The organism is Actinomadura monticuli (assembly GCF_041463655.1).
Lineage (GTDB): Bacteria > Actinomycetota > Actinomycetes > Streptosporangiales > Streptosporangiaceae > Spirillospora > Spirillospora monticuli.
On the sequence record NZ_JAXCEI010000008.1, the window covers coordinates 352,869 to 373,241 of the forward strand.

At 71.7% G+C, this 20,373-nt stretch carries 19 protein-coding genes; 7 read left to right on the forward strand and 12 right to left on the reverse strand.

The features are described from left to right. Positions 1–83: 83 nt before the first annotated feature. Positions 84–1,052 (reverse strand): LCP family protein, encoded by a 969-nt coding sequence (locus SM611_RS20565; RefSeq protein WP_371951462.1) that lies wholly within the window; start codon positions 1,050–1,052, stop codon positions 84–86. Between the two features lie 140 nt (positions 1,053–1,192). Beyond that, on the reverse strand, positions 1,193–2,359 hold the full coding sequence (rocD, locus tag SM611_RS20570) for an ornithine--oxo-acid transaminase (RefSeq protein ID WP_371951519.1): 1,167 nt from the start codon (positions 2,357–2,359) through the stop codon (positions 1,193–1,195). 207 nt (positions 2,360–2,566) lie between these two features. On the opposite strand from rocD, the gene SM611_RS20575 reads away from it, so the two are divergent. From SM611_RS20575 to SM611_RS20590, 4 genes are all read left to right on the forward strand, one after another. Then, on the forward strand, positions 2,567–3,022 hold the full coding sequence (locus SM611_RS20575) for an Lrp/AsnC family transcriptional regulator (protein WP_371951463.1): 456 nt from the start codon (positions 2,567–2,569) through the stop codon (positions 3,020–3,022). A gap of 43 nt (positions 3,023–3,065) precedes the next feature. Beyond that, a complete protein-coding gene (rraA, locus tag SM611_RS20580) occupies positions 3,066–3,548 on the forward strand; it encodes a ribonuclease E activity regulator RraA (RefSeq protein WP_371951464.1) in 483 nt (160 codons plus the stop codon). A gap of 19 nt (positions 3,549–3,567) precedes the next feature. Continuing rightward, positions 3,568–3,963: a hypothetical protein gene (locus SM611_RS20585; protein WP_371951465.1), complete on the forward strand. Its 396-nt coding sequence runs from the start codon at positions 3,568–3,570 to the stop codon at positions 3,961–3,963. A gap of 220 nt (positions 3,964–4,183) precedes the next feature. Next, on the forward strand, positions 4,184–5,398 hold the full coding sequence (locus tag SM611_RS20590) for a hypothetical protein (protein ID WP_371951466.1): 1,215 nt from the start codon (positions 4,184–4,186) through the stop codon (positions 5,396–5,398). Positions 5,399–5,443: 45 nt separating this feature from the next. Here SM611_RS20590 and SM611_RS20595 read toward each other — a convergent pair whose 3' ends face one another. The 5 genes from SM611_RS20595 to SM611_RS20615 form a co-directional block, all read right to left on the reverse strand. Next, positions 5,444–6,019, reverse strand: coding sequence for a TetR/AcrR family transcriptional regulator (locus SM611_RS20595; protein WP_371951467.1), 576 nt, complete (start codon positions 6,017–6,019; stop codon positions 5,444–5,446). A gap of 63 nt (positions 6,020–6,082) precedes the next feature. Continuing rightward, positions 6,083–11,302, reverse strand: a complete 5,220-nt coding sequence (locus tag SM611_RS20600) for a caspase, EACC1-associated type (protein ID WP_371951468.1) — start codon at positions 11,300–11,302, stop codon at positions 6,083–6,085. Next, positions 11,292–12,266 carry an AAA family ATPase gene (locus SM611_RS20605; RefSeq protein ID WP_371951469.1) on the reverse strand — a complete coding sequence of 325 codons (975 nt, stop codon included), beginning with the start codon at positions 12,264–12,266 and terminating at the stop codon, positions 11,292–11,294. The genes SM611_RS20600 and SM611_RS20605 overlap by 11 nt, the downstream gene beginning before the upstream one ends. Continuing rightward, positions 12,267–13,937: a VMAP-C domain-containing protein gene (locus tag SM611_RS20610; RefSeq protein WP_371951470.1), complete on the reverse strand. Its 1,671-nt coding sequence runs from the start codon at positions 13,935–13,937 to the stop codon at positions 12,267–12,269. It lies immediately after the preceding gene. 8 nt (positions 13,938–13,945) lie between these two features. Then, positions 13,946–14,284 (reverse strand): CU044_2847 family protein, encoded by a 339-nt coding sequence (locus tag SM611_RS20615; RefSeq protein ID WP_371951471.1) that lies wholly within the window; start codon positions 14,282–14,284, stop codon positions 13,946–13,948. An 84-nt stretch (positions 14,285–14,368) separates the two neighbouring features. On the opposite strand from SM611_RS20615, the gene SM611_RS20620 reads away from it, so the two are divergent. Continuing rightward, positions 14,369–14,713 carry an MmcQ/YjbR family DNA-binding protein gene (locus tag SM611_RS20620; protein ID WP_371951472.1) on the forward strand — a complete coding sequence of 115 codons (345 nt, stop codon included), beginning with the start codon at positions 14,369–14,371 and terminating at the stop codon, positions 14,711–14,713. On the opposite strand, the gene SM611_RS20625 is transcribed toward SM611_RS20620, so the two are convergent. Beyond that, a complete protein-coding gene (locus tag SM611_RS20625; RefSeq protein ID WP_371951473.1) occupies positions 14,710–15,465 on the reverse strand; it encodes a hypothetical protein in 756 nt (251 codons plus the stop codon). The genes SM611_RS20620 and SM611_RS20625 overlap by 4 nt on opposite strands. A gap of 129 nt (positions 15,466–15,594) precedes the next feature. Next, entirely contained in the window at positions 15,595–17,061 is a 1,467-nt protein-coding gene (locus tag SM611_RS20630; protein WP_371951474.1) for a hypothetical protein, read from the reverse strand. A gap of 198 nt (positions 17,062–17,259) precedes the next feature. Between SM611_RS20630 and SM611_RS20635 the strand changes: the two genes are divergently transcribed. Continuing rightward, positions 17,260–17,880: a DUF6461 domain-containing protein gene (locus SM611_RS20635; RefSeq protein WP_371951475.1), complete on the forward strand. Its 621-nt coding sequence runs from the start codon at positions 17,260–17,262 to the stop codon at positions 17,878–17,880. A gap of 337 nt (positions 17,881–18,217) precedes the next feature. Beyond that, positions 18,218–18,994 carry an SAM-dependent methyltransferase gene (locus SM611_RS20640; RefSeq protein WP_371951476.1) on the forward strand — a complete coding sequence of 259 codons (777 nt, stop codon included), beginning with the start codon at positions 18,218–18,220 and terminating at the stop codon, positions 18,992–18,994. Here SM611_RS20640 and SM611_RS20645 read toward each other — a convergent pair. From SM611_RS20645 to SM611_RS20655, 3 genes are all read right to left on the reverse strand, one after another. Further along, a complete protein-coding gene (locus SM611_RS20645) occupies positions 18,991–19,731 on the reverse strand; it encodes a hypothetical protein (RefSeq protein WP_371951477.1) in 741 nt (246 codons plus the stop codon). The two genes, SM611_RS20640 and SM611_RS20645, sit on opposite strands and share 4 nt — an antisense overlap. A gap of 205 nt (positions 19,732–19,936) precedes the next feature. Next, positions 19,937–20,137 (reverse strand): DUF397 domain-containing protein, encoded by a 201-nt coding sequence (locus tag SM611_RS20650; RefSeq protein ID WP_371951478.1) that lies wholly within the window; start codon positions 20,135–20,137, stop codon positions 19,937–19,939. Continuing rightward, a complete protein-coding gene (locus SM611_RS20655; RefSeq protein ID WP_371951479.1) occupies positions 20,098–20,355 on the reverse strand; it encodes a helix-turn-helix domain-containing protein in 258 nt (85 codons plus the stop codon). Before SM611_RS20655 ends, SM611_RS20650 begins: the two co-directional genes overlap by 40 nt. Positions 20,356–20,373 lie beyond the last annotated feature (18 nt).

The window sequence follows — 20,373 nt, forward strand, 5'->3', positions numbered from 1 at the left end:
ATTAGTCCGCTCAGACTAATCCATATAGACGGCCTTCGTCACCTTACCTGCATACCGGACAAGTCCCGCAGGTGGGGGCGGGGTCAGCGCACCGCGTCCACCGAGTTGGCCGCGCCGTTGCGGGTCACGAAGTCGCCCACCCGGTCCTCCCGGACGGCGGTGGACAGCGCGCGCACGCCATCATCGTCCAGGAGTACGACACTCTGCCCGTCCCGCTCGGCCATCCCCGCGACCGGGGCCGTCAGGTACTCCATCAGGGACGCCCTGAGCAGCCGCTGCGCGAGCCCGCGCAGCGTCCCGGTGGTCACCGAGTCGTCCACGCTCACCGAGGCGGTCGCCGCCCGGACGAACCGGTCGATCTTGAGCGGGTTGCGGGTGTCCAGCGCCTTGGCCGCGAGCGCGTGCAGGAACGCCTGCTGCCGCTTGATCCGGTCGAGGTCGCCGCCCGGCAGGTTCCACCGCTGCCGGACGAAGTCGAGCGCCTCGGCGCCGTCCAGGTGCTGGCGCCCGGCCTTCCACCTGCGCTCGTGCATCGGGTCGTAGGTGTTCTTGGTGATGGTGACGTCGACGCCGCCGAGCGCGTCCGTCATCTTCACGAACCCGCCGAAGTCCAGTGCCGCGTAGTGGTCGACGCGGACGCGCGTGAGCTGCTCCACGGTGCGGATCAGCAGCGACGGCCCGCCGTAGGCGAAGGCCGCGTTGATCTTCGTCTCGCCGTGCCCGGGGACGGGCACGAAGCCGTCCCGGGGGATCGAGATCAGCGACACCCGGTCGCCGCGCCCGGCCAGGTGCACCAGCATGATCGTGTCCGCCCGGGAGCCCATCGAGGGGATGTCGGCGCGCCGGTCGGACCCGATCAGCAGCCAGTTCTCGCCCCGTCCGGTGGACTCCGGCCGCCCGCCCCCGCTCGGCATCGCGCCGGCGACCCGCTCGACCTCGCCGTCGTACGCGCGTTGCAGCAGGTAGAGACCGCCCGCGAGGAGCAGCAGGACGCCCATCGCCAGCCCGCCGCATCCGATCACGACCCGGCGCCGGCTCCTGTTCCGCAGCATGCCGACCACAGTGCCGCAGGCGCCGGTCCGGGCCGCCGCGCCGTGCGGTGCGCGGCCAAGTCTTTGACGACTCGCGGGTTTGTGTTAGCGAGCGGGACGCCGCCGGGCGGCGTTGACCGGCGGCGTCCCGGGATCTCGGGTCAGCCCTTCAGCGCGATCTCGAGCTGGTCGAGGGCCCAGTCGAGGTCGGCCTGCTCGATGACCAGCGGCGGGGCCAGCCGCAGGGTGGTCTCGTGCGTCTCCTTGGCGAGGACGCCGAGGTCCATGAGGCGCTCGCTGACCGGGCGGGCCTTGCCGTGCAGCTCGACGCCCGCCCACAGGCCGCGGCCGCGGACCTCGCGGACGAGGTCGCCGGGCAGCCGGCCGAGGCGCTCGTGCATGTGCGCGCCGAGGGTGCGGGAGCGCTCCTGGAACTCGCCGGTCTTCAGGATCGCGATGACCTCGCGCCCGATGGCGCAGGCGAGCGGGTTGCCGCCGAACGTCGAGCCGTGCTGGCCCGGCTTGAAGACGCCCAGGACGTCCTGGTCGGCGACGACCGCGGAGACCGGCATGATGCCGCCGCCGAGGGCCTTGCCGAGGACGTAGACGTCGGGGACGACGTCCTCGTGCTCGACGGCGAACGTGGTGCCGGTGCGGCCGAGGCCCGACTGGATCTCGTCCGCGATCATCAGTGTGCCGTTGGCGGTGCACAGCTCCCGCACGGCGCGCAGGAACCCGCTCGGCGGGACGTTCACGCCGGCCTCGCCCTGGATCGGCTCGATCAGCACGCCGACCGTGGCGCCGTCCATCGCGGCCTTCAGCGCGTCGACGTCCCCGTACGGGACGGTCCGGAAGCCGGGCGTGTAGGGGCCGTAGGAGTCGCGGGCGTCCGGGTCGGTGGAGAAGCTGATGATCGTGGTGGTGCGGCCGTGGAAGTTGCCCTCGAACGTGATGATGTTCGCCTGGTCGGCCGGGACGCCCTTGACCTCGTAGCCCCACTTGCGGGCGGTCTTCAGCGCCGTCTCGACGGCCTCGGCGCCGCTGTTCATCGGCAGGACCATGTCCTTGCCGCACAGCTCGGCCAGCTCGGCCGTGAACGGGCCGAACTGGTCGTGGTCGAACGCGCGGCTGACCAGGGTGACGCGGTCGAGCTGCCGTCGCGCGGCCTCGGTGAGGCGCGGGTTGCGATGTCCGAAGTTGACCGCGGAGTAGGCGGCCAGCATGTCGAGGTAGCGGCGGTCGTCGACGTCGGTCAGCCACACGCCGTCCGCTTCGGCGACCACGATCGGAAGGGGGTGGTAGTTGTGCGCGCTGTGGTCCTCGGACATCGCTCGCAGCTGGTCGGTTCGCGTCACGACGCTCCTTCGCGGCTCGGCCCGGCCGGTCGGGCCGGGGCATGGCTGGGACACCGGACGCGGGTCCGGTGCCGAGGGGAGGAGGCCGGCCGGGTCAGGTGGCCGCCGGTCCGCCTCCCAGCGTATGTTCGGAAATGACCGTCGACCAATGACGAAAACCGACTTCGGGGGTGTTATTTGTTGCGTCTTGACGACCTGGACCGTCGAATCGTTGCGCGACTCCTGGAGGACGGGCGCGCCTCGTACGCGCAGATCGGCGACCGGATCGGGCTGTCGGCGCCGGCGGTGAAGCGGCGGGTCGACCGGCTCCGCTCGGACGGCGTGATCAACGGCTTCGCGGCGGTCGTCGACCCGGCGGCGCTCGGCTGGACGACCGAGGCGTTCATCGAGATCTTCTGCACGGGAGCGACCTCCCCGGAGGAGATCTACTCCAGCGTCCGCGGCCATCCCGAGGTCGTCGCGGCGTACACGATCAGCGGCGACGCGAGCGCGCTGGTGCACGTGCGGGCGCGCGACATCCAGCATCTGGAGCAGGCCCTCGAACGGCTGCGGCGGGAGGACAACATCACCGCGACGAAGACGTCGATCGTGCTGTCGCGGCTGATCGGCCGTCCCACCGACGCGCCCTCCGGCTGACGCGCCTTCCGGCCGCGCGGTTACCGCCCAGTAGGCTGCCGTCATGGACTTCGCGACCGCTGACCTCATCGACGACTTCGGGGACGAGCTGCGCAGCTGCGAGACGCAGTTCCGCTCCTACGGCGCGCGGACGTCGTTCGCCGGCCCGGTCTCGACCGTGCGCTGCCACCGCGACAACGGCCTGGTGAAGAAGCTGCTGAACACTCCCGGCGAGGGCCGCGTCCTGGTCGTGGACGGCGCCGGATCGCTGGCGTCCGCGCTGATGGGCGACATGATCGCCGAGGCGGCGGTGGCGAACGGCTGGGCCGGCGTGGTGATCAACGGCGCCGTCCGGGACGTGGCCGCGCTGCGCGGCCTCGATCTCGGCGCGAAGGCGCTCGGCTCCAACCCGCGCAAGAGCGCGAAGGACGGCGCCGGCGAGGTGGACGTCCCGGTGTCGTTCGGGGGCGTGGAGTTCCGTCCGGGCGACTGGCTCTACAGCGACGAGGACGGGATCGTGGTGGCGGAGCGCGAGTTGCCACTCTGACCTGGGCGCATCGCTCGACATGCCAGGACGGCATCTGGTCAAGGACGCCAACCCGCAGGACATCGACAAGGTCGACTTCGTCCTCCCCGACGGCACGCCTAAGAAGATGACGATCGGCGACTACCGGCAGCTCTCGGACGCGCTGTACCACGCGGGCACGGACTCCGGCAGCCAGTACGAGTACGTCGACGAGGCGAACCGGCTGCACTTCTACGTCCTGGACGTGAAGCGCGACCGGACGGGCGTCCTGTCCTACACGGTCGCGGTCGGCTCGCTGGACGGCGCGGGCCCGCAGCGGCGGGGCGTCCGGCTGACACCTGGGCTCGCCCGCCCAACCGGTGCGGGCTGGACGAAGTGCACGATGACGCTGAGCAACACGGGCCGGGCGCGTCCCGGCACGCGCGGCTGCGGCTGACCGGGACCTCGGAGAGCGACCCGAGCAAGTCCGGCAGCGGCGCCTGCGTCCTGCGCTGACCCCATCGGGACGGCCCTCCGGGCGGGGGCCGTCCCGTTCCCCCACGTCCAGGTGATCACGCCGGTTCACCGGGCGGACGTAAACATAACTTGATCATCGCGGGAGACGCGGTCGCCCTTATCCCGACCCGGCCGCGGTTACGTCACGGTACGTGATGATCATGCAGCGTACAGCGGCACGGCTCGGCGGGCCGGGCGTCGCGGCCCTCGCGGCCGGCGCCGCGCTCGTGGCCGCCCCGGCCACCGCCCAGGCGGCGCCCGCGACGACGGTGTCGGCCAAGGCCCCGGCGGACGTGAACCCCCGCGACTTCGTCCTGCGCCGCGGCGCCGACCGGAGCACGCCGCTGCGCGAGCTGAACGGCAGGCTCCGCCGGAGCGGCGTCGACGCGCTGCTGCGCGCGTCCGGCCGGGCCCGGATGGGCCGCGGCTGCGCGAAGCCCGCCGGCGTGCCCGCCCACTCGCTCGTGTACTGCTTCAACAAGAAGGACACCGCCACCCGCAGCTGGGTCCCGCAGGGCGTCACGACCGTCTCGGACGCGACCGCCGGCGAGCGGTGGGCGGGCGGCGTCCGGCCGATCCTCGTGTCCTGGCACGACAGCGGCAAGGTCAGGCTCACGTTCGTCGACCCGGGCCGGCGCACCTACCGGCACGTCCTCCTCGTCGCGCCCAAGATGGAGCACGGCCGCGCGACGTACTCCGACATCGGCATCCACGCCGGCGGCATCGCCTGGTACGGCGAGAAGGTCTACGTCGCCGACACCCGCCACGGCGTCCGCGAGTTCGACATGCGGGAGATCTTCGACCTCTCCCGGAGCAGGGCGGGCTCGACCGGCCACCCCGGCCGGGTCGGCCTCCACCACGGCAAGTACTACGGGCACGGGTTCCGCTACGTGATGCCGCAGACGAGCAGCTGGGAGTTCGCCCACGGCAGGGTCGGCGCCAGGTGCCGCGGCACCGGCCCGCTCCGCATGTCGTGGATCTCCGTCGACCGCACCACCTCGCCGCACTCCCTCGTCGCGGGCGAGTACTGCCGCCCGAAGTGGCCGCGGGGACGGGTGGTCACCTGGCGGCTCGCGGCACTGGCCGGCGGCGGCCCCGTCCGTCCCAGCTGGGGCGCCGGGCTCCCGGCCGACAGGATCCAGGGCGGGGTCCGGACGAACGGCCGCTGGTGGTTCACCCAGAGCCACTCCGGCAAGCGCGGCACCCTCCTCACGACCCGTCCCACGTCGCGCGGCTGGTCCAAGGTGAAGCGCCGGACCATCTCCTACGGCCCCGAGGACCTCTCCTGCTACCGCGGCCGGCACCGCATCTGGACGGTCGCCGAGCACGCGAACCGCCGGGCGCTGTGGGCCTTCCGGGCGCGGTCCTGCTCCTGAAACGCCCCGAAGGCCGGGTACTCCGGCCCGGCCTTCCGCCCGTCCTCAGAGCGAGTCCATGGCCGTGTCGGCGATGCCCTGGAGCGTCCGGCGGTCGGCGCCGCCGCGGGCGACGACCTGGATGCCGCTGACCGCCGAGATCACGAAGTGCGCGAGCGCGTCCGCGTCCTTCCCCGCGTCGATCTCCCCGGTCCGCATGCCCTCCTCGATGGCGGCCTTCAGAGCCGCGAACCGCCGCAGCCGGTCCCGTCCGAGCCGCTCCGCGATGTCGGCATCGTGCGGGCCGAACTCGATCGTCGAGTTCACCAGCAGGCACCCGGCGGGGTCGTCCTCGCCGGACGCGACGGCCCACTCCAGGACCGTCCGCAGCCGCTCGCGCACGGATCTCTCGCCGTCCTCCATCAGCCGGACGAGCCGTCCGGTCCTGTCGTCCATGTAGTGCGTGAGCGCCTTGACGAACAGGTCCCGCTTGCTGGCGAACGTGTTGTAGATGCTGCTGCGCCCGAGCCCGGTCGCCTCGCAGAGCGCCTGCGTGGAGGTCGCCTCGTACCCGTCCGCCCAGAACGCCCGCATGGCGGCCTCGACCGCCCGCTCCTCCTCGAACTTCCTAGGACGCCCCATACTTCGCACGCTAACACTTTATGGACAGATCAATCCAATAAGGGTGGACGCCCGCGCGTGACCTCACGCCTCCGGTGAAGCGTGCGCGACCTGGACGGTCCGTTGCCGCCCTCGCCGGATGAACACGCCGCGCCCCGGGGGAGGGGACCCGGTCAGGGGCTCGGCACCGTACGTTCTCGCCTCCAGGCTTTCGCCCGACCCCAGCAGGACGGCGGGGGCGCCCGCCACATGCAAGGCTGAGGTCAGCGGATCGGTCGGCCGGGGGGCGAAGGTCGCCGATCGTGCCAGCACGAGATGCACCCGGTCGCCGCCAGAGAAGAGCAAGTGCGGCGGGACCGCCCGCAGGGGGTCGTCGTCGAGATCGGCGTCGATCACGAAGAGGTAGACGTCGCCCTGCTCCGGTCGCCCGAAGACCCCGGCCACGCGCCGCACGAACTCCTCGGTCGAGCCGGTGTACCCCACGCCGCGCGGAACCGGTGCGCCGAGGCCGAACTCTTCGGACAGCGTCCGCAGAATCTCGTGCGTGTCGAGGACGAGGATCTCCGCCGCCGCGTCACCGGCGCGGATCCCCCGGACGAGCAGATGCAGCAGATTCGCGCGCCCGGATCCGCGTCGGCCGGTGACGAGCAGGTGCTGATCCGTGGCGAAGTCGACGAAAACCGGTTCGCGGGTGCTGGTGTCGACGCCTATCGGGACGCGGCCTCCGGCGCTCGCGGGCAACTGGCTCACATGCAACCTGACCAGTGAGCCGGTCAAATGCGGATCGCCGATCGGGCCGACCACGGTGAAGCGCGAGTCGAATTCGCGAACGGCACGGCGGACGGACTCCACCCGTCCGCCGTCCCCGCACAGGACGACCAGCGGATCGTCCGGTTGCTCGTCCATCGCGGCGATCAACTCTTCGACGACTTCCCGGCCGAAGTAGTCGGTGGTGGCGTCAGCCGGGTTCCCGCCCTCGATCAGCAGCACTTCACCGCGGAACGTCCGGAACAGTTCGGGAATCGACTCGGCGGCGTCGCCCAGACGGTGGCCGATCGCCCGCCAGGACACCCTGTTCACACCACCGTGCGAGAGGACGCCCAGGTCGGCGAGTATCCGTCCGTAGTGGTCCAGCAGCGTCTCGATCTCCGGCCCGATGGGACCGGTGAGCACCAGGTGACGCGGCAGCCGGCCGGACGTCACGGCCGCGACGTCCGCCGTGAGGAGCTCATGGAGCTTCGCCTGGACCACGGGGTCGTTGACCGTGGTCTCCACCCCGTCCAGGATCTCCTGGAGGGCAAGGCCCGGCTCCGTGGTCCCGAGCGACTCCGGCGCCGCCCGCGACGCCCCGTGGGCGCGGTTGCGGAACAGGCAGATGGCCCTGTTGTCGTCGTTGAACTCGGTGGAGTACGGGCGCGGCCGGCCCTTGTCGGTGAGATGCCGGTAGAGGGCCTCGTGGAGCGTCCGCATGTCGAGGCTCGCGGGCGCCCCCGCGATCCCCTCTTCGAGGGTTGCGATCAATTCACCGGTGAACGTCGTGTGGGGAGCGCCTTGGCCTATGGCCGCGGGCTCGCGCTCGGACGTCGACGACATGACGAACGTCCTGTCACCGGCGAGTGTGTCCGGGGGGAGACCGTCGTCCAGCGTCCGTCCGGTGGAGGAGCAGTCCAGGAGCAGGACCTTGTGGCGCGGGCCGCCGGCGACCGCGCGGTACAACCGGTGGAAGGCGAGCGTGGTGGACGCCTCGCCTGACTGCGATGAAGGAAGGGCGAGCGAGAACTCGCCGTCCTCCTCCCGCAGGCCGTGGCCCGCGTAGTAGACCAGCAGCGCGTCCTCAGCGTCCTGGGCGGCGCGCTCTACGGTGTCCACGATCTGTGCCGCGTTCTGGGGGTCGACCAGCACGACGCAGTTGCGCTCAGGCAGGCCCCATACCCGCGGGTCGCACAAGACCCGTCTGAGTCCCTCCACGTTGTTCCGGACGGCGGGCAGGGCCGGCAGCGAGGTGTACTGGGACACGCCGATCAGCACCGCACGTGACCGCTCGGGATCGGCCACTTCCGGCCCCGCCTCGGCTGGGGCCGTGCTGGTGCGCCAGTGGTCGCGCGTCCGCTGGACGAAACCCTCGACCACGGGTTCGGGAGGCTCCTCCGCCACGGTGAACCGTTGCGGGGAGCCGCCGCCTGCGAGGAGGTAGGCCGTGTGCTCGTCGGGGAAGGTGAGGCCCGCCCGCCCCATGAGGCGCTGGAGTTCGGCAGGTGAGCTGGGGCCCGCGGCGATGCGCCAGCCGAGGAGCGGAAGGAAGCGGTTCCAGATCGTGGTGTTCTCGACCGTCGTCGTCGTGAGCAGCAGTTGGACGCCGAGAGATCTTCCGCGTTGTGCCAGCGAGAGGAGCGCTTCGCCGACCTGGGGCCTGTTCGTGGGAAGCGTCAGCGACACATCGGTCACCACCAGCAGGCGTGGCGGCGTATCCGGCCAGCGCTCCTTGTCGCCCTCGAAATAGGGCGGTTCCGGGAAGCCGCGCGGTGATGCGGTGGTGGTGCGGGCCTCAAGCGCACGCGACAGGTAATCGAGGAAGCGCTCAAGTCTTTCCGGGTGCCCGAGCAGTTCGTCCTCGGAGTAGCGGACGTGCGGGAGGGCGAGAGGTTCACCGAGCGGATTCTTGCCGAGCCCGGCGAAGAAGAAGTTGAGGTCCGCGGGCGAGTGGCTGGCGGCGAGGGCGAGGGTGATGGCGCGGACGACGCGCTGCCGCGCTTGCGGGCCGCCGATGATCAGGCCGTGCGGAAGGCCCGACGAGGAGTCCAGCGGGTAGAGGCTGAGGGCGTTGCCGTCCAGGTCGTAGCCGATGGCGGGATTACGCGGTTCCGACTCCGGGAGCGCCCATGTCTCATGGAACATGCCGCTGGGCCCGCCGCCGTTGAGCCGGAGGACGTCGAACTTCGGCACCGTCCCAAGGTGTGGTGCGGGTTCTGCGGGCAGGGGGAGTTGTCTGGCCTGGAGGCCGCGCCGGAGCATCAGTTCGGCGGTGGAGTCGCTGAGATCAGGCGGCATGCGCGCGGGGAAGAAGCTGGGGTGGGTCCGATCAGCGAGGACGTGAAGGAACGCGAGCCCGCCGCCGTGCCTGCTGGACCCCATGTTCCATCCGGCCGAACTCGTGAGGGCGCGGGCCGGGGGGAGGTCGTCCGAGGAGCAGACGATGAACGTGATCCCCTGGGCGGCGCCCACCTCGTAGAGCCGGGCGAGGGGCTCCGACAGGTCGGGGTGCGCCTCCAGCAGGGGCTGGGCGTCGTCGATGACCACGACGAGGGCGGGCATCGGGTCGAGCGCCCGGCCGCCGGCGATGGCGGTCTGATACTCGTCCCACGTCTCCACGCCGGCGGATCGCAGGATGGCCTCGCGGCGTCCTCGCTCGGCTTCGAGGGCGTCTGGAAGCCCGCTGACCGGCGGCCGGTCCGCCGCCCCGAAGCCGGCGGCGACGTGGGGAAGGTCTTTCAGAACGCCGAACGACCTCCAGCCGGAGGTGAGGCCGACGAGGACGAAGTTGACGATGTTCGGCGAATGGCTCAGGGCCAGGCTCCACAGGACCGCTCTGAGCAGCGATGCGCGAGCGACCTCCGGGGCCCGTATCGATCCGTGGGGCAGGTCGGGGCGGCCGTTCAGAACGTCCAATGTCACCGGGTGCCGCCCGTCCAGGCCGATCACTGCGGGGCGCGGGGGGCGGTCCCAGCCGGCGCCGATGAGTCGGTCGACCGGCTGGCCCAGGAGTTCCAGCAGGTCGGGAGCATCCGGGAAATCGGTCGCCGGGGCCGGGGCGAGGTGGGTGCGGGTCTCGGGGGTGAGGAGGGCGAAGTGGTCGGTGTCGGCGGTGAGGCGCACCGGGCCGCCGTCGCGGGGGAGGAGGGCGCGGAAGGTCTCGGCGGCGGTGCCCGCGCGGCGCTCGATCTCGGCCGAGACGGCCTCGAGGACGTGCCGGGTGTGCTGGGCCTCGGGGCGCGGGAGGGTGTCGAGGAGGGCCTCGCGGGCCCCCGGCACGAACTCGTAGCGGACGTCGCCGACCGGGCGGAGCAGCCCGCTCAGCAGGACCTCGGCCAGCTGGCCGGGACCCGAGCCGCCGAGGATGCGGTGCTGGATGAGCCGCATCACCGGCAGGGACGGGACGGACACGGCGACGTGCGCGGCGAGTTCGGCGGCGGCAGGGGAGGCGGTGGAGAGGAAGCGCCGGACGCGTTCGTCGATCGGCAGTTCGCGTTCGCGCCGCACCGGGACCGGCAGGGAGGCCGGGCCGCTCGACGGGTGCGCCGCCAGCGCGGTCATCGCGGTGGGCTGCGGGGCCGAGCCGGAGACCAGGCGGGCCCAGGCCGCGAACCAGCGCGGCGCCACCTCCAGGACCGGGACGGGCACGCCCGGCGCCATGGCCCCGTCGAACGGGGTGAAGCGCAGGTCCGTGTTCGGGGCGCCGGGACGGGGCAGGACGGCGAGGCCGGGCGTGGCCGGTGCGGCGGTGCGGCGCCAGAGGCGTTCGGTGAGGGGCTGCAGGATCGCGGTGGGCCCGGCCCGCGCCCAGTGACGGACGGCGCGCGTGGCGTGCCCGTCCCACCAGTGCGGGCCTGAGCAGTCGCTCAGGACGAGCACGGCGTGGCGGCCCGAGGCGTCCAGGAGCGTGCGCGGGTCCTGGGGCGGGGCGCCGGGGGCCGCCGACACGCGGCCCGTCCCGTCCAGGTGGCTGACGTGGACGTCCTGGAACGCGCCCTGGCGGATGAGCGTCTCCGCCAGTTCGCGGGCGAGCGGCTGCCAGAGCCGCATGGTCGGGCCGGTGTCCACGACGAGGCCGAGGGTGAGCCAGCGTTCGGGCGACGGGACGAGGACGGGCGTCCACAGGCGGGTGTCGGCGATGCGCGCGGCGGTGGCGTCCTCGTCCAGTTCGCGGCGGTGCCGGGACGGGACGCGGCGCTTCAGCGGGCGCAGCGCCCGCTGCACGCCCAGGGCGTCCGCCAGCATCGGGGCCGTCGGCACGAGGACCTCCGACGCCTCGCCGGCCGGTTCGGCGCCCGGCTCGGGACGCGGATGCAGGCGGCTGCGCGGCTCCGGCTGGGCCGGTGGTGCCGTGGCGGGAGGGGTGGAAGGGGGCGCCGGGGGCGGGCTCCCCGGGGGATCGGCGGACGGCCGCGGCGGTGCCGGCGGGACGGGTGAGGGCGGCCCCTCGGCCGGGGTGATCTGGCAGGCGAGCCACAGCATCTCGCTCAGTTCGCGGGCGTCCGGCGGCGGTCCGATCGCCGACAGGACGTCCCGCAACCGGTCAGTCGTCATCGATCGGGCCGGTCAGGTAGGGCATGATCCGGTCGGCCAGCGCGCGGCGGTCCTCGCCGTCGGCGTGGCGGCACAGGTAGACGGCGTTGAGGAGCTGGTCGGTCGCCAGCGTGCCGGACGTCGACCGCTCGAAGAACCGGCGGACGAGGTCGTCGCTCTGGTCGGCCAGCGGCCCGAGGTGCTCGCGGACGATCGCGGACAGCTCCGCCTCCCCGGCCGGCTGGCGCAGTTCCACCGTCACGCATCGGCGGAGGAACGCGGGCGGGAACTCGCGTTCGCCGTTGCTGGTCATCACCACGAACGGGAAGGCGTTGCAGCGGACGGTCCCGGCGGTGACGGTGACGCGGGAGCCGGGCCCGTCCGCCGTCATGACCTCGGCGGCCGGGTCGGCCCGCCGGGTCAGTTCGGGCAGCTCGTACTCGCCCTTCTCGAAGATGGTGAGGAGGTCGTTGGGCAGGTCGATGTCGCTCTTGTCGATCTCGTCCACCAGGAGGACGCGGGGGCGCGCGTAGGGGAGCAGCGCCGTTCCGAGGGGGCCGAGGCGGATGTAGCGGCCGATGTCCTCGTCGGCGGGCGCGTTCTCCCGTCCGGCCGCGTACAGGCGCGTCAACGGGTCGTACTGGTAAAGACCGTCGCGCAGGGTGCTGCGGCTGGTGATGGGCCAATGCAGGACGGGCCCGAGACCGAGTTCGTGGGCCACCGCGTAGGCCAGCGTCGACTTTCCGGTGCCGGGCGGCCCCGTCACCAGCAGCGGGCGACGCAGATACAACGCGGCATTGACCTGCTGTACGGCGTCGTCCGACGGACGGTAGGTGGTCGCCTGGTGCTCGTTCCCGGAACCGCCGGACGGGGTGTCCAGCACGGGTTCGCCGCCGAACGCGCGCCAGGGCGGGGGCGGAGGCAACCGCTCGATGTCGTCGCCGTGCGGGCTACGGCTCCCGGTGTAAAGCAGCCAGTCCGGCACCTATACCTCCATGGCGAGCGGGGGGTCGGGAAGGCGGGACGGGTCGTCCCACAGCAGCGTCAGGTCGCGCCCGCAGTGCGGCTTGTCCTTGGGCACGCCCACGGCGGCCCTGCGCAACTCGTGCACGAGCTGCGGCAGTTCGTCCGGAGGCGCGTCCCTGATGGCCTCGGCCAGTTCGTCCAGGATGCTGTGGCCGCGGCACTGTTCGTGGGTGTCGGCGTTGCAGCGGGTCCGCGTCCACAGCATGACCGGGACGCCGTTGTTGAGCGCGGCCGTCAGCCAGTTGTCGGACGGACGCGACCCGTAGACCAGCACGCAGTAGTCGATGTTGGCCTCGATCAGGTTGTGGAAGTGCTTCCCGCTCCGGGGCGTGTCGCAGGGGACCCGCTGCGGGTCCGTCCGCCCCATGGCGCTGAGCCGCCGCCAGCGCTGGTACGCCTGGTCCCGCTCGAAGGAGTCGGGGCGGAGCCGCTGCACGTCCCGGACGACCACCGGATACCGGCGCATCGGGATCGTCCGGCGCGGAGGATTGGTGTACCAGAGCTCGAACGGCGTGCTGAGCCATTTCTGCGGCACCGCGAACTCGATCATCCATTCGCGTTCGAAGAGGGCCGGCGCCAGTTCGGCGACGCTCGCCTCGACGACCTGCTGGACCCGCTGCTTCGCGACGTTCTCCGTCCGCCGGGACCGTCCCGCCGCACCGTCGATCCAGAGGTGCACGGTGACGTCGAAGTCGCCGTGCGTCAGGCGTTCGAGCCGCACGATCACCGAGGGGAGCTCCGAGCGCGCGCCGCGGGGGGCCGGGGCGGCCTCCGGCAGATGCCGCCTCGACCAGTCGCTCAGGCGCCGCGCGGCCGGCTCGGGCAGATGCCGATGCAGAACCCGCAGGTACCGGACGAGCTGCTCCTCGCGGAAGCCTTCGGCCATGTGACGTACCGAGTGCCAGACCGACCGGAATCCCTCGTCCAGGGGACGCCCGATGACCGCGTTCAGTTCCGCGTTGAGAGCCTGGGTGAACGGTGCGCCGTCGAGAAGTGCGCGCAGTTCACGCCGCGCCGGGGCGGTGAGCCAGGGCAGCGGCAGGAGATCGTCCAGTTCCTCCCAGTACCGCCGGATCTGCTCGATCGGGAGCATGGAGCCGAGGTCCGTGCGGCCGCCGTCGCGCAACTCGGCGTCCGACACCATGCCGATGACCTCGCCGGTGGACAGGTCGTAGACCGCCGACCCGCTGAACCCCTTCTCCAGCGCCCCTTCGGTCGCGCGCAGCTCCCACCATTCGTTCCGGCGGCTCCAGACGGGACTGGTCCGCACCGTCGCGTGCCGCTCGTCACCGTCCTTGCGGCGCGGGAACCCGCAGACGCCGAACTCCCGCCCGGCCGCCGAGGCGCGCGCGCCGGCGGGCGCGGCGAGCGGCGCCGGAGCCGGCCGGACCGGGCGGCGCAGTTCGAGGACGGCGACGTCGCCGAGATCGCCCGGCTGCCGCCAGTCGGTGCACCGCAGGACCGTGACGGGCAGGTCTTCCTCGCCGCCCGGGAACCCGACGCGCGCCTCCTCCAGCCCGTGGACGGTGTGGGCGCAGGTCAGCAGCCGCGTCTCGGTGACGAGGAACGCCGCACCGAGCTTGCCGCCGGCCGGATGGCCGACCCAGGCGCGCCACTTCCAGTCGTCCACGATCCCCGCTATGCCTCCTGCGCGGCGTCCGGGCTCGGCCGCCCCCACGTCATCTTGACCTTGAGGTGCCCCTCGACGGAAGTCTTCGCGATGACCGCCCCGGCCGCGGCGTTCAGCTTGACGCCGAACTCCAGCTCGACCGCGTCGGGGTTCAGGTCGCCGCCGCGCAGCGAGGCCAGCGCCGACTGCGCCGCCTCCCGGACGTTCCGGAACGCGTCCTCGAACTTGCCCGCCGCCTCGTGGAAGATCTCGCCCGTCCGCGACACCGACGCGAACCCCGGCTCCTGGTCGTCGCTCTCCACGACGATGGTCCCGTGCTCGGTCTGCCAGCGCACCAGTTCGTTCACATTCGCCCCCTCACGCGGGCGAATCTAACAACTTTGTCGGTGCCGGGTGCTTGGCTGGGGGACCCGCGGCCACAGGAGGACACGATGATCACGGTCGAGCAGGTGCGGGCGCTCACGCGGACGCTGCCCCGCACGTCGGAGCACCTCATCAGGGACCACGTGAAGTTCCGCGTCGGCTCGATCGTCTACGTCGCCTTCTCGCGCGACGAGACCGTCATGGGCTTCGCGTTCCCCAAGGAGGAGCGGGCCGCGCTGGTGGCCTCCGAGCCCGCCAAGTTCCACCTGCCCCGCGAATCGGACATGCGGTTCAACTGGGTGCACGCCTGGACGGCCGCGCTCGACGAGCCCGAGATGCGGGAGCTGGTCACCGAGGCGTGGCGGATGGTCGTGCCGAAGAAGGTCGCCGCCGCCCGCCTCGGCGACCTCTAGTGCGGCGGGGGCGCCGGGTCGACGGCGTTGCCGGCGCCGCAGCCGCCCTCGCCCGGCATCCGCTGGATCCGGGGCGGCGACCACACGCTCGTCCTGCCCGGCGCGACGCGGGCGAGGACGCAGTCGAACGCCTCCGACAGGTACGGCTTCACCCTCAGGACCAGGCCGACGACGTCCCCCCTGGTCGCGAACTCGCTGCTGATCGCCGGGTCCAGGTGGAGCGACGCGACCGCCGCGCGGACCTCCGCCTCGTCCGCGCGGCCTCCCACCGGGACGCGTGGCAGCGCCTTCCGCAGCTTCTCGCGGGGGATCTGCGGCGTCTTCGGCCATGGTCCGAACTTCAGTGCCGCCCCGGCCGGGCAGGTCACGAGGCGAGTGCCGTAGTCCTTCCATTCGGTGGTCGTCGAGAACCGCATCCGGAAGCAGCGCCGCACGGTGACGGGCTCGCCGTAGTACGGCCTGGCAGGCGCCCCCGTGCCGGAGACGCGCACGACGAGGACCACCCCGGTCCCGGCGGTCGAGGCGCCCGCCATGCTCATGACCTCGACGCCGTCGAGATCCGCCGCGCGGTGCGCCAGGTCCCGCCCGGGGATCACCCGGGCGGTGTAGAGCTTGTCGCCGGCCAGGTCCGCGGTCCGCCGCGCGTCGTCGGTGGCCCGGTCCTCCGCCGTGGCGCCCGCCTCGGAGTAGGGGACCTGGCCGCACCCGGCGGTCATCAGGCAGGTCAGCAGGACGATCGCGAGTCGGCGCATGCGGCCATGATCGCGGACGCGGGCGAGGGCCGGCCATCCGCTGATGTACTCATTCCGCGTCCAGGGTGCCCGCGACCGGCCGGTGGCCGGAGGTCCCGCGGCGTGCACCAGGGCGGCGCGCACGAGGCGTCAGGCGTCGGCCGGCTGCACCTCGGGCTCGGCCTCCTCGGCCGCCCCCCGGGCCGGGGCGGGCGCCGGCCCGCGGCGGCCCCACGCCATCGCGGCGGCGAAGCACGCGAACGGCAGGGCGGGCAGCATGTACCGGTAGTCGAAATCGACGATCGCCGGAGGGACGGCCAGCAGCGCGACGGCGGGCGTCCAGAACAGCGCGGTCCGCGCGCGTGCCCGCCGCCACACGATCCCGGCCGCGCCCGCGAGCAGAACGGCCCCGAGCACGGTGCCGGGCACGCTCACACGCTCCTGGTAGCCGCGCATGAACCCGGCGTACGGCTCGACGATGTGCGTTCGTCCCGTCCCGTGCGAGTACTCGCGGACGACCGACTGCCGGTCGCCGCCGCCGAGGACGGGCAGACCGGGCTTGCGCGCGGTCGGCTTGGTCGGGAAGTGGTACCTGGCCTCGGTCCCGACCGTCGGATACTGCGAGCGGTGCCACGCGAACGTCCGGACGAAGAAGTCGTACGACACGACCCGCAGATAGTCGACCGGCTGGTTCCGGATCGCCCACACCGCGAACCGCTGCGCCCGCGCGTTGGTCTCCTCGTCGAACGCCCGCCCGTTCGACCACCCGGTCGGCGAGTTCGCCTCCCAGATCTGGTGGGACGAGGCCGGCCGGCTGCCCTTCTCCCCGTACGGGCAGAGGCTCGCCAGGTCACGGGGCGGCGTGTGCGCGTCGCAGTCGGCGAACGCGGCCGTCCGCCCCCACAGGAAGATGCCGTCCACCCCGGTCATCGCGAACCGGCCGTGCTCCTGCTGGAACCACGCCGCGTACGCGCCCACGGGCAGCACGAACGTCACCGCCAGCGCCGCGTACACCGGCCACCTCGTCCGCCGCACGACCAGATAGACCACGACGATCGCGAACAGCGGCAGCCCCACCGTGCGCGTGACGGCCGCCACGCCCAGCAGCGCCCCCACCACGGCCGCCCGCCGCCACCCGGTCGCGCCCGGCTTCGCCACCAGCAGCATCGCCCCGAACACCAGGACGGTGAACACGGTGTCCGACAGGAGCAGGTGCTCGAGTTCGATCTGGTACGAGTCCAGCAGGATCGGCGCCACCGCGAGCGCCGCCCACGTCCTGCGCACCTCGAAGTCGCGGACGAGCATCCGGTACCCGACCGCCGCGATCCCGACGATCGCCGCGTGCTGCAGCACCGTCACGAGCGCCAGGCTGTGGAACGGCTTCAACACCCACAGGAACAGCCCGTAACCGGACGGCCGGAGCGGATGCGGGAAGGGGTCGTCCGCGATCCGGACGAAGTCGTAGCTGTCGTTGAACCACAGCACGCCCCGGAAGCCCAGCATGGCCACGACCCGCAGCGCCACGCCCGCGAGCAGCACGGCCGCGAACAGCCAGTGGCCCCTGACCGCGCCCGCCGCGGCCTTCAAGCGACGATCGGCCAGAGGGGAGAGCAGCACCGGGGAACCTAACTGTGGACGAGCGGGCGGACGAGTCCCGCGCCGAACGACTATCGGCCGTATCGCGCCGGGGCGGGCCACCAGGCTGCGTCACCGCATCCGCCCGCGCATCGGCCGCGATCCTACCAGCGCGCTTCGCCCCCCACCCGCCCAGCGCTCCGGTAGCGTCGGGCGGACCGCCGACCGAAGGAGCCGATCATGGCGGGCCCGACGCAGGAGCAGATCGAGCACTACGTGCGGACGCTCGACCAGTTGTTCCACCTTCCGGTCTGCCCGGGGGAGAGCCTGTCCTGGACGGTCGTCCGCCCGCACAGGGCCGGCCTGACGGTGCGGGACCTGGTGCGCCGGTTGCACGGCGACCCGGACGCCCTGACCACCCGCCGCCCGGACGACGACGGCGACTACGACTTCGTCGACGCGGTGTTCCTCGAAGACCGCGGCGACGTGCTCGTCATCGTCGCCTTCGGCACCGCCGCCGCCGAGGTGGAGGCGCTGAGGCAGCTCAGCCGGGACGCCACGGTCCACTCGGTGTTCTGGCTGATCAACAACCACAACCGGCTCTACCGTCTCGTCGACGGCGTGCTGATCACCGAACTGGACGTGCTCGACCCGCTGACCCGGTGGGGCGCCGACCCGGACGCCCTGACCGACCACCTCGGCGCGCTGTGCGACCTCGCCGCGCAGACCACCCCGGGCCCGGACTGGGAGACCGCGATGGCCACCCTGGAGTCGCTCACCGGCCAGCGCCTCGACGCCGAATGGTTCGCCCGTCCCCAGCTCTACGCCGAGGCGAACCGCGTCAAGACGCACGGTCACTAGTGCGGGCCATCAAGGTTCACCGGGTGCGTTGACCTGCGGCGTGTCGTTGTTTTGGCGAGGCCGATAACAACGACACGCCGCAGGTCAACGCAGGGACGATCCTGCCGACATTCGTGGTCACCGCACTAGACGACCCCGACGGCTGCAAGATCGAACTCGTCCAGTGGCCCCTGGGCCATCCGCCTGGCATGACCGCCGCCGACCTGACCTGATCCCCGAACCGCGCGCAGCGTGCGGATATATGGTGGTTCGGGACATTTCAACGGCGGTGCTTGAGGAGACGTTCGTGGCATCGGATCTGCCTGGAGAGTCGTCGGGTCAGGACAAGCTTTCCCGGGTGAACACGAGCGTCCCCCACCCCGCCCGGGTCTACGACGTCTGGCTGGGCGGCAAGGACAACTTCGCCGCCGACCGGGCCGCCGCCGAAGCCGGGCTGCAGGCGTTCCCGGCCACGGTCAAGTCCGTGCGCGCCAACCGCGCGTTCCTGGCGCGGACGGTGGAGTACCTGGTCGCCGAGGCCGGCATCCACCAGTTCCTGGACATCGGCACCGGGCTGCCGTCGGCCAACAACACCCACGAGGTCGCCCAGGCGATCGTCCCCGAATGCCGGATCGCCTACGTCGACAACGACCCGATCGTCCTGACCCACGCCGAGGCGCTGCTGAAGAGCACCGACGCGGGCCTGACCGACTACATCGACGCCGACCTGCGCGACCCCGGCAAGATCCTGCGGGAGGCCGCCCGCACGCTGGACTTCACCCGGCCGATCGCGATCATGCTCGTCGCCGTCCTCCACTTCGTCCCGGACGAGTCGGACCCGTACCAGATCGTGAACACGCTGATGGACGCCGTCCCCCCGGGCAGTCACCTGGTGGTGTCCCACACCGCGAAGGACATCTTCCCCGAGGAGATGGCCGCGTTCGCGCGGACCATGAACGCGAACTCGGCGGAGGCGGTCACACTGCGCGACCGCGACCAGGTCACCGCCTTCTTCCGCGGCCTGGACCTCATCGACCCCGGCGTGGTCGAAGTCCCCAAGTGGCGCCCCCGCTCCGACCTGGAAGCCGCCGCCCCCGCCGCCCTCTGGGGCGGCATGGCCCGCAAACCCGCCTAGATCCCCCGGTTGATGGAACGACCTCTTGCCGTGAACTCGTCGAGCAACGACGGATTCGCCTCAAGCATCAGCTTGATGCCGTCCGCGACTTGCTCGGGCGTGACGGTCTCCAGCACGCTCTTCAACTCCGCGTCCTCGATCCGGGCATTGAGCAACACCCTCATCTGCCCTTCACTGTAAAGGCGGGCCTTTTCGCTGAGTAGCCCGGCCGTCAGCGCCGCAACGAACCGCTCCCGCGCTTCCGTGCCGCTCATGCCGGCTCGATACTCCTCGAGCGCGGCGACCACCTCTCCCGAGGACTCCGGAGGCGCGTCGACCAGCATCGAAGGCACGCACTCGATCAGGTTCTCCACCTGTGCGCCGTCGCCCTCACGAACCCTGGCAAGCCTCTTCCGCGCCGACTTCACGAACGGAAGCGCCTGGTCCCTCCACCATTTCCTGAGGTGCGGCGCAGCCTTCTCCACGGCCTTGAGGGTGCCCAGGACGACCAACGCGGCGACAATCTTCTGAATCTCCGCTAGGTCATCGTCATCTTCATCCGACGCATACTCATCGGCACCATCAGAATAGATTGATGGCATTCCGGTCGGCGAGCCGTCCTCGTCATCAGGAAAGAACGTGCCGTGCCCGACGAGGTGCCCCTGCTCGTCGTACAGGTTGTGATGAATGCCGCCATATTTCGATTGCCCGGGAGTCAGCCCGTCGGAATACTCAAAACGGCCTTTGACGCTGACCATTTTCACTCCCAGCCTGCGTGCATGCGCGTCGGACGGCCCCCGAACACGGTAAGCCCCGTCGGCTCGTCCGGGACTAGCACGACTAGTCCCGATGAGCCGGCACCAACAGTACCCGCGACCAACGCCATTCCCGCGAGGAGTCAGGAAACGGCTGGGCGTGGCAGGGCCCCGGCCCGGCGATCGGGCCTCTGCGGCCAGTTGGAAGCTAGCGCTTCTTGAGGTCGGCGAGGAGGGCGTGGAATTCGGCCGGGGCGAGGACGAGCCTGGGGCCGTCCGGGTCCTTGGAGTCCCGCACACCTACCGCGCCGCTGACGGCTGCCAACTCCACGCATGAACCGCCCTGATCGTTGCTCTGCCGGGCCTTTCTCACTTCGGGTGGGCGGAGGCCTTGACGGAGGCGTCCCATGCGTCAGTGAGCGCGGTGCCGGTGCCGAGGGCCTCGTCCAGTCGTATGGCGAAGTCCCTCCTGCAGCGGGTCGTTCCGTTCTCCACTTGGGCGACGTAACTGCGGCTCACGGCGGCGCGTTTTGCCAGGTCAAGCCGCGAAAGGCCGGTCTCGTGGCGTAGTCGTGTCGCTTCTTGGCCGAAGGCGATCGTCTGGCGGGTCGGCCTGCGTGCAGCCATCTGGCACACCTCCTTGGA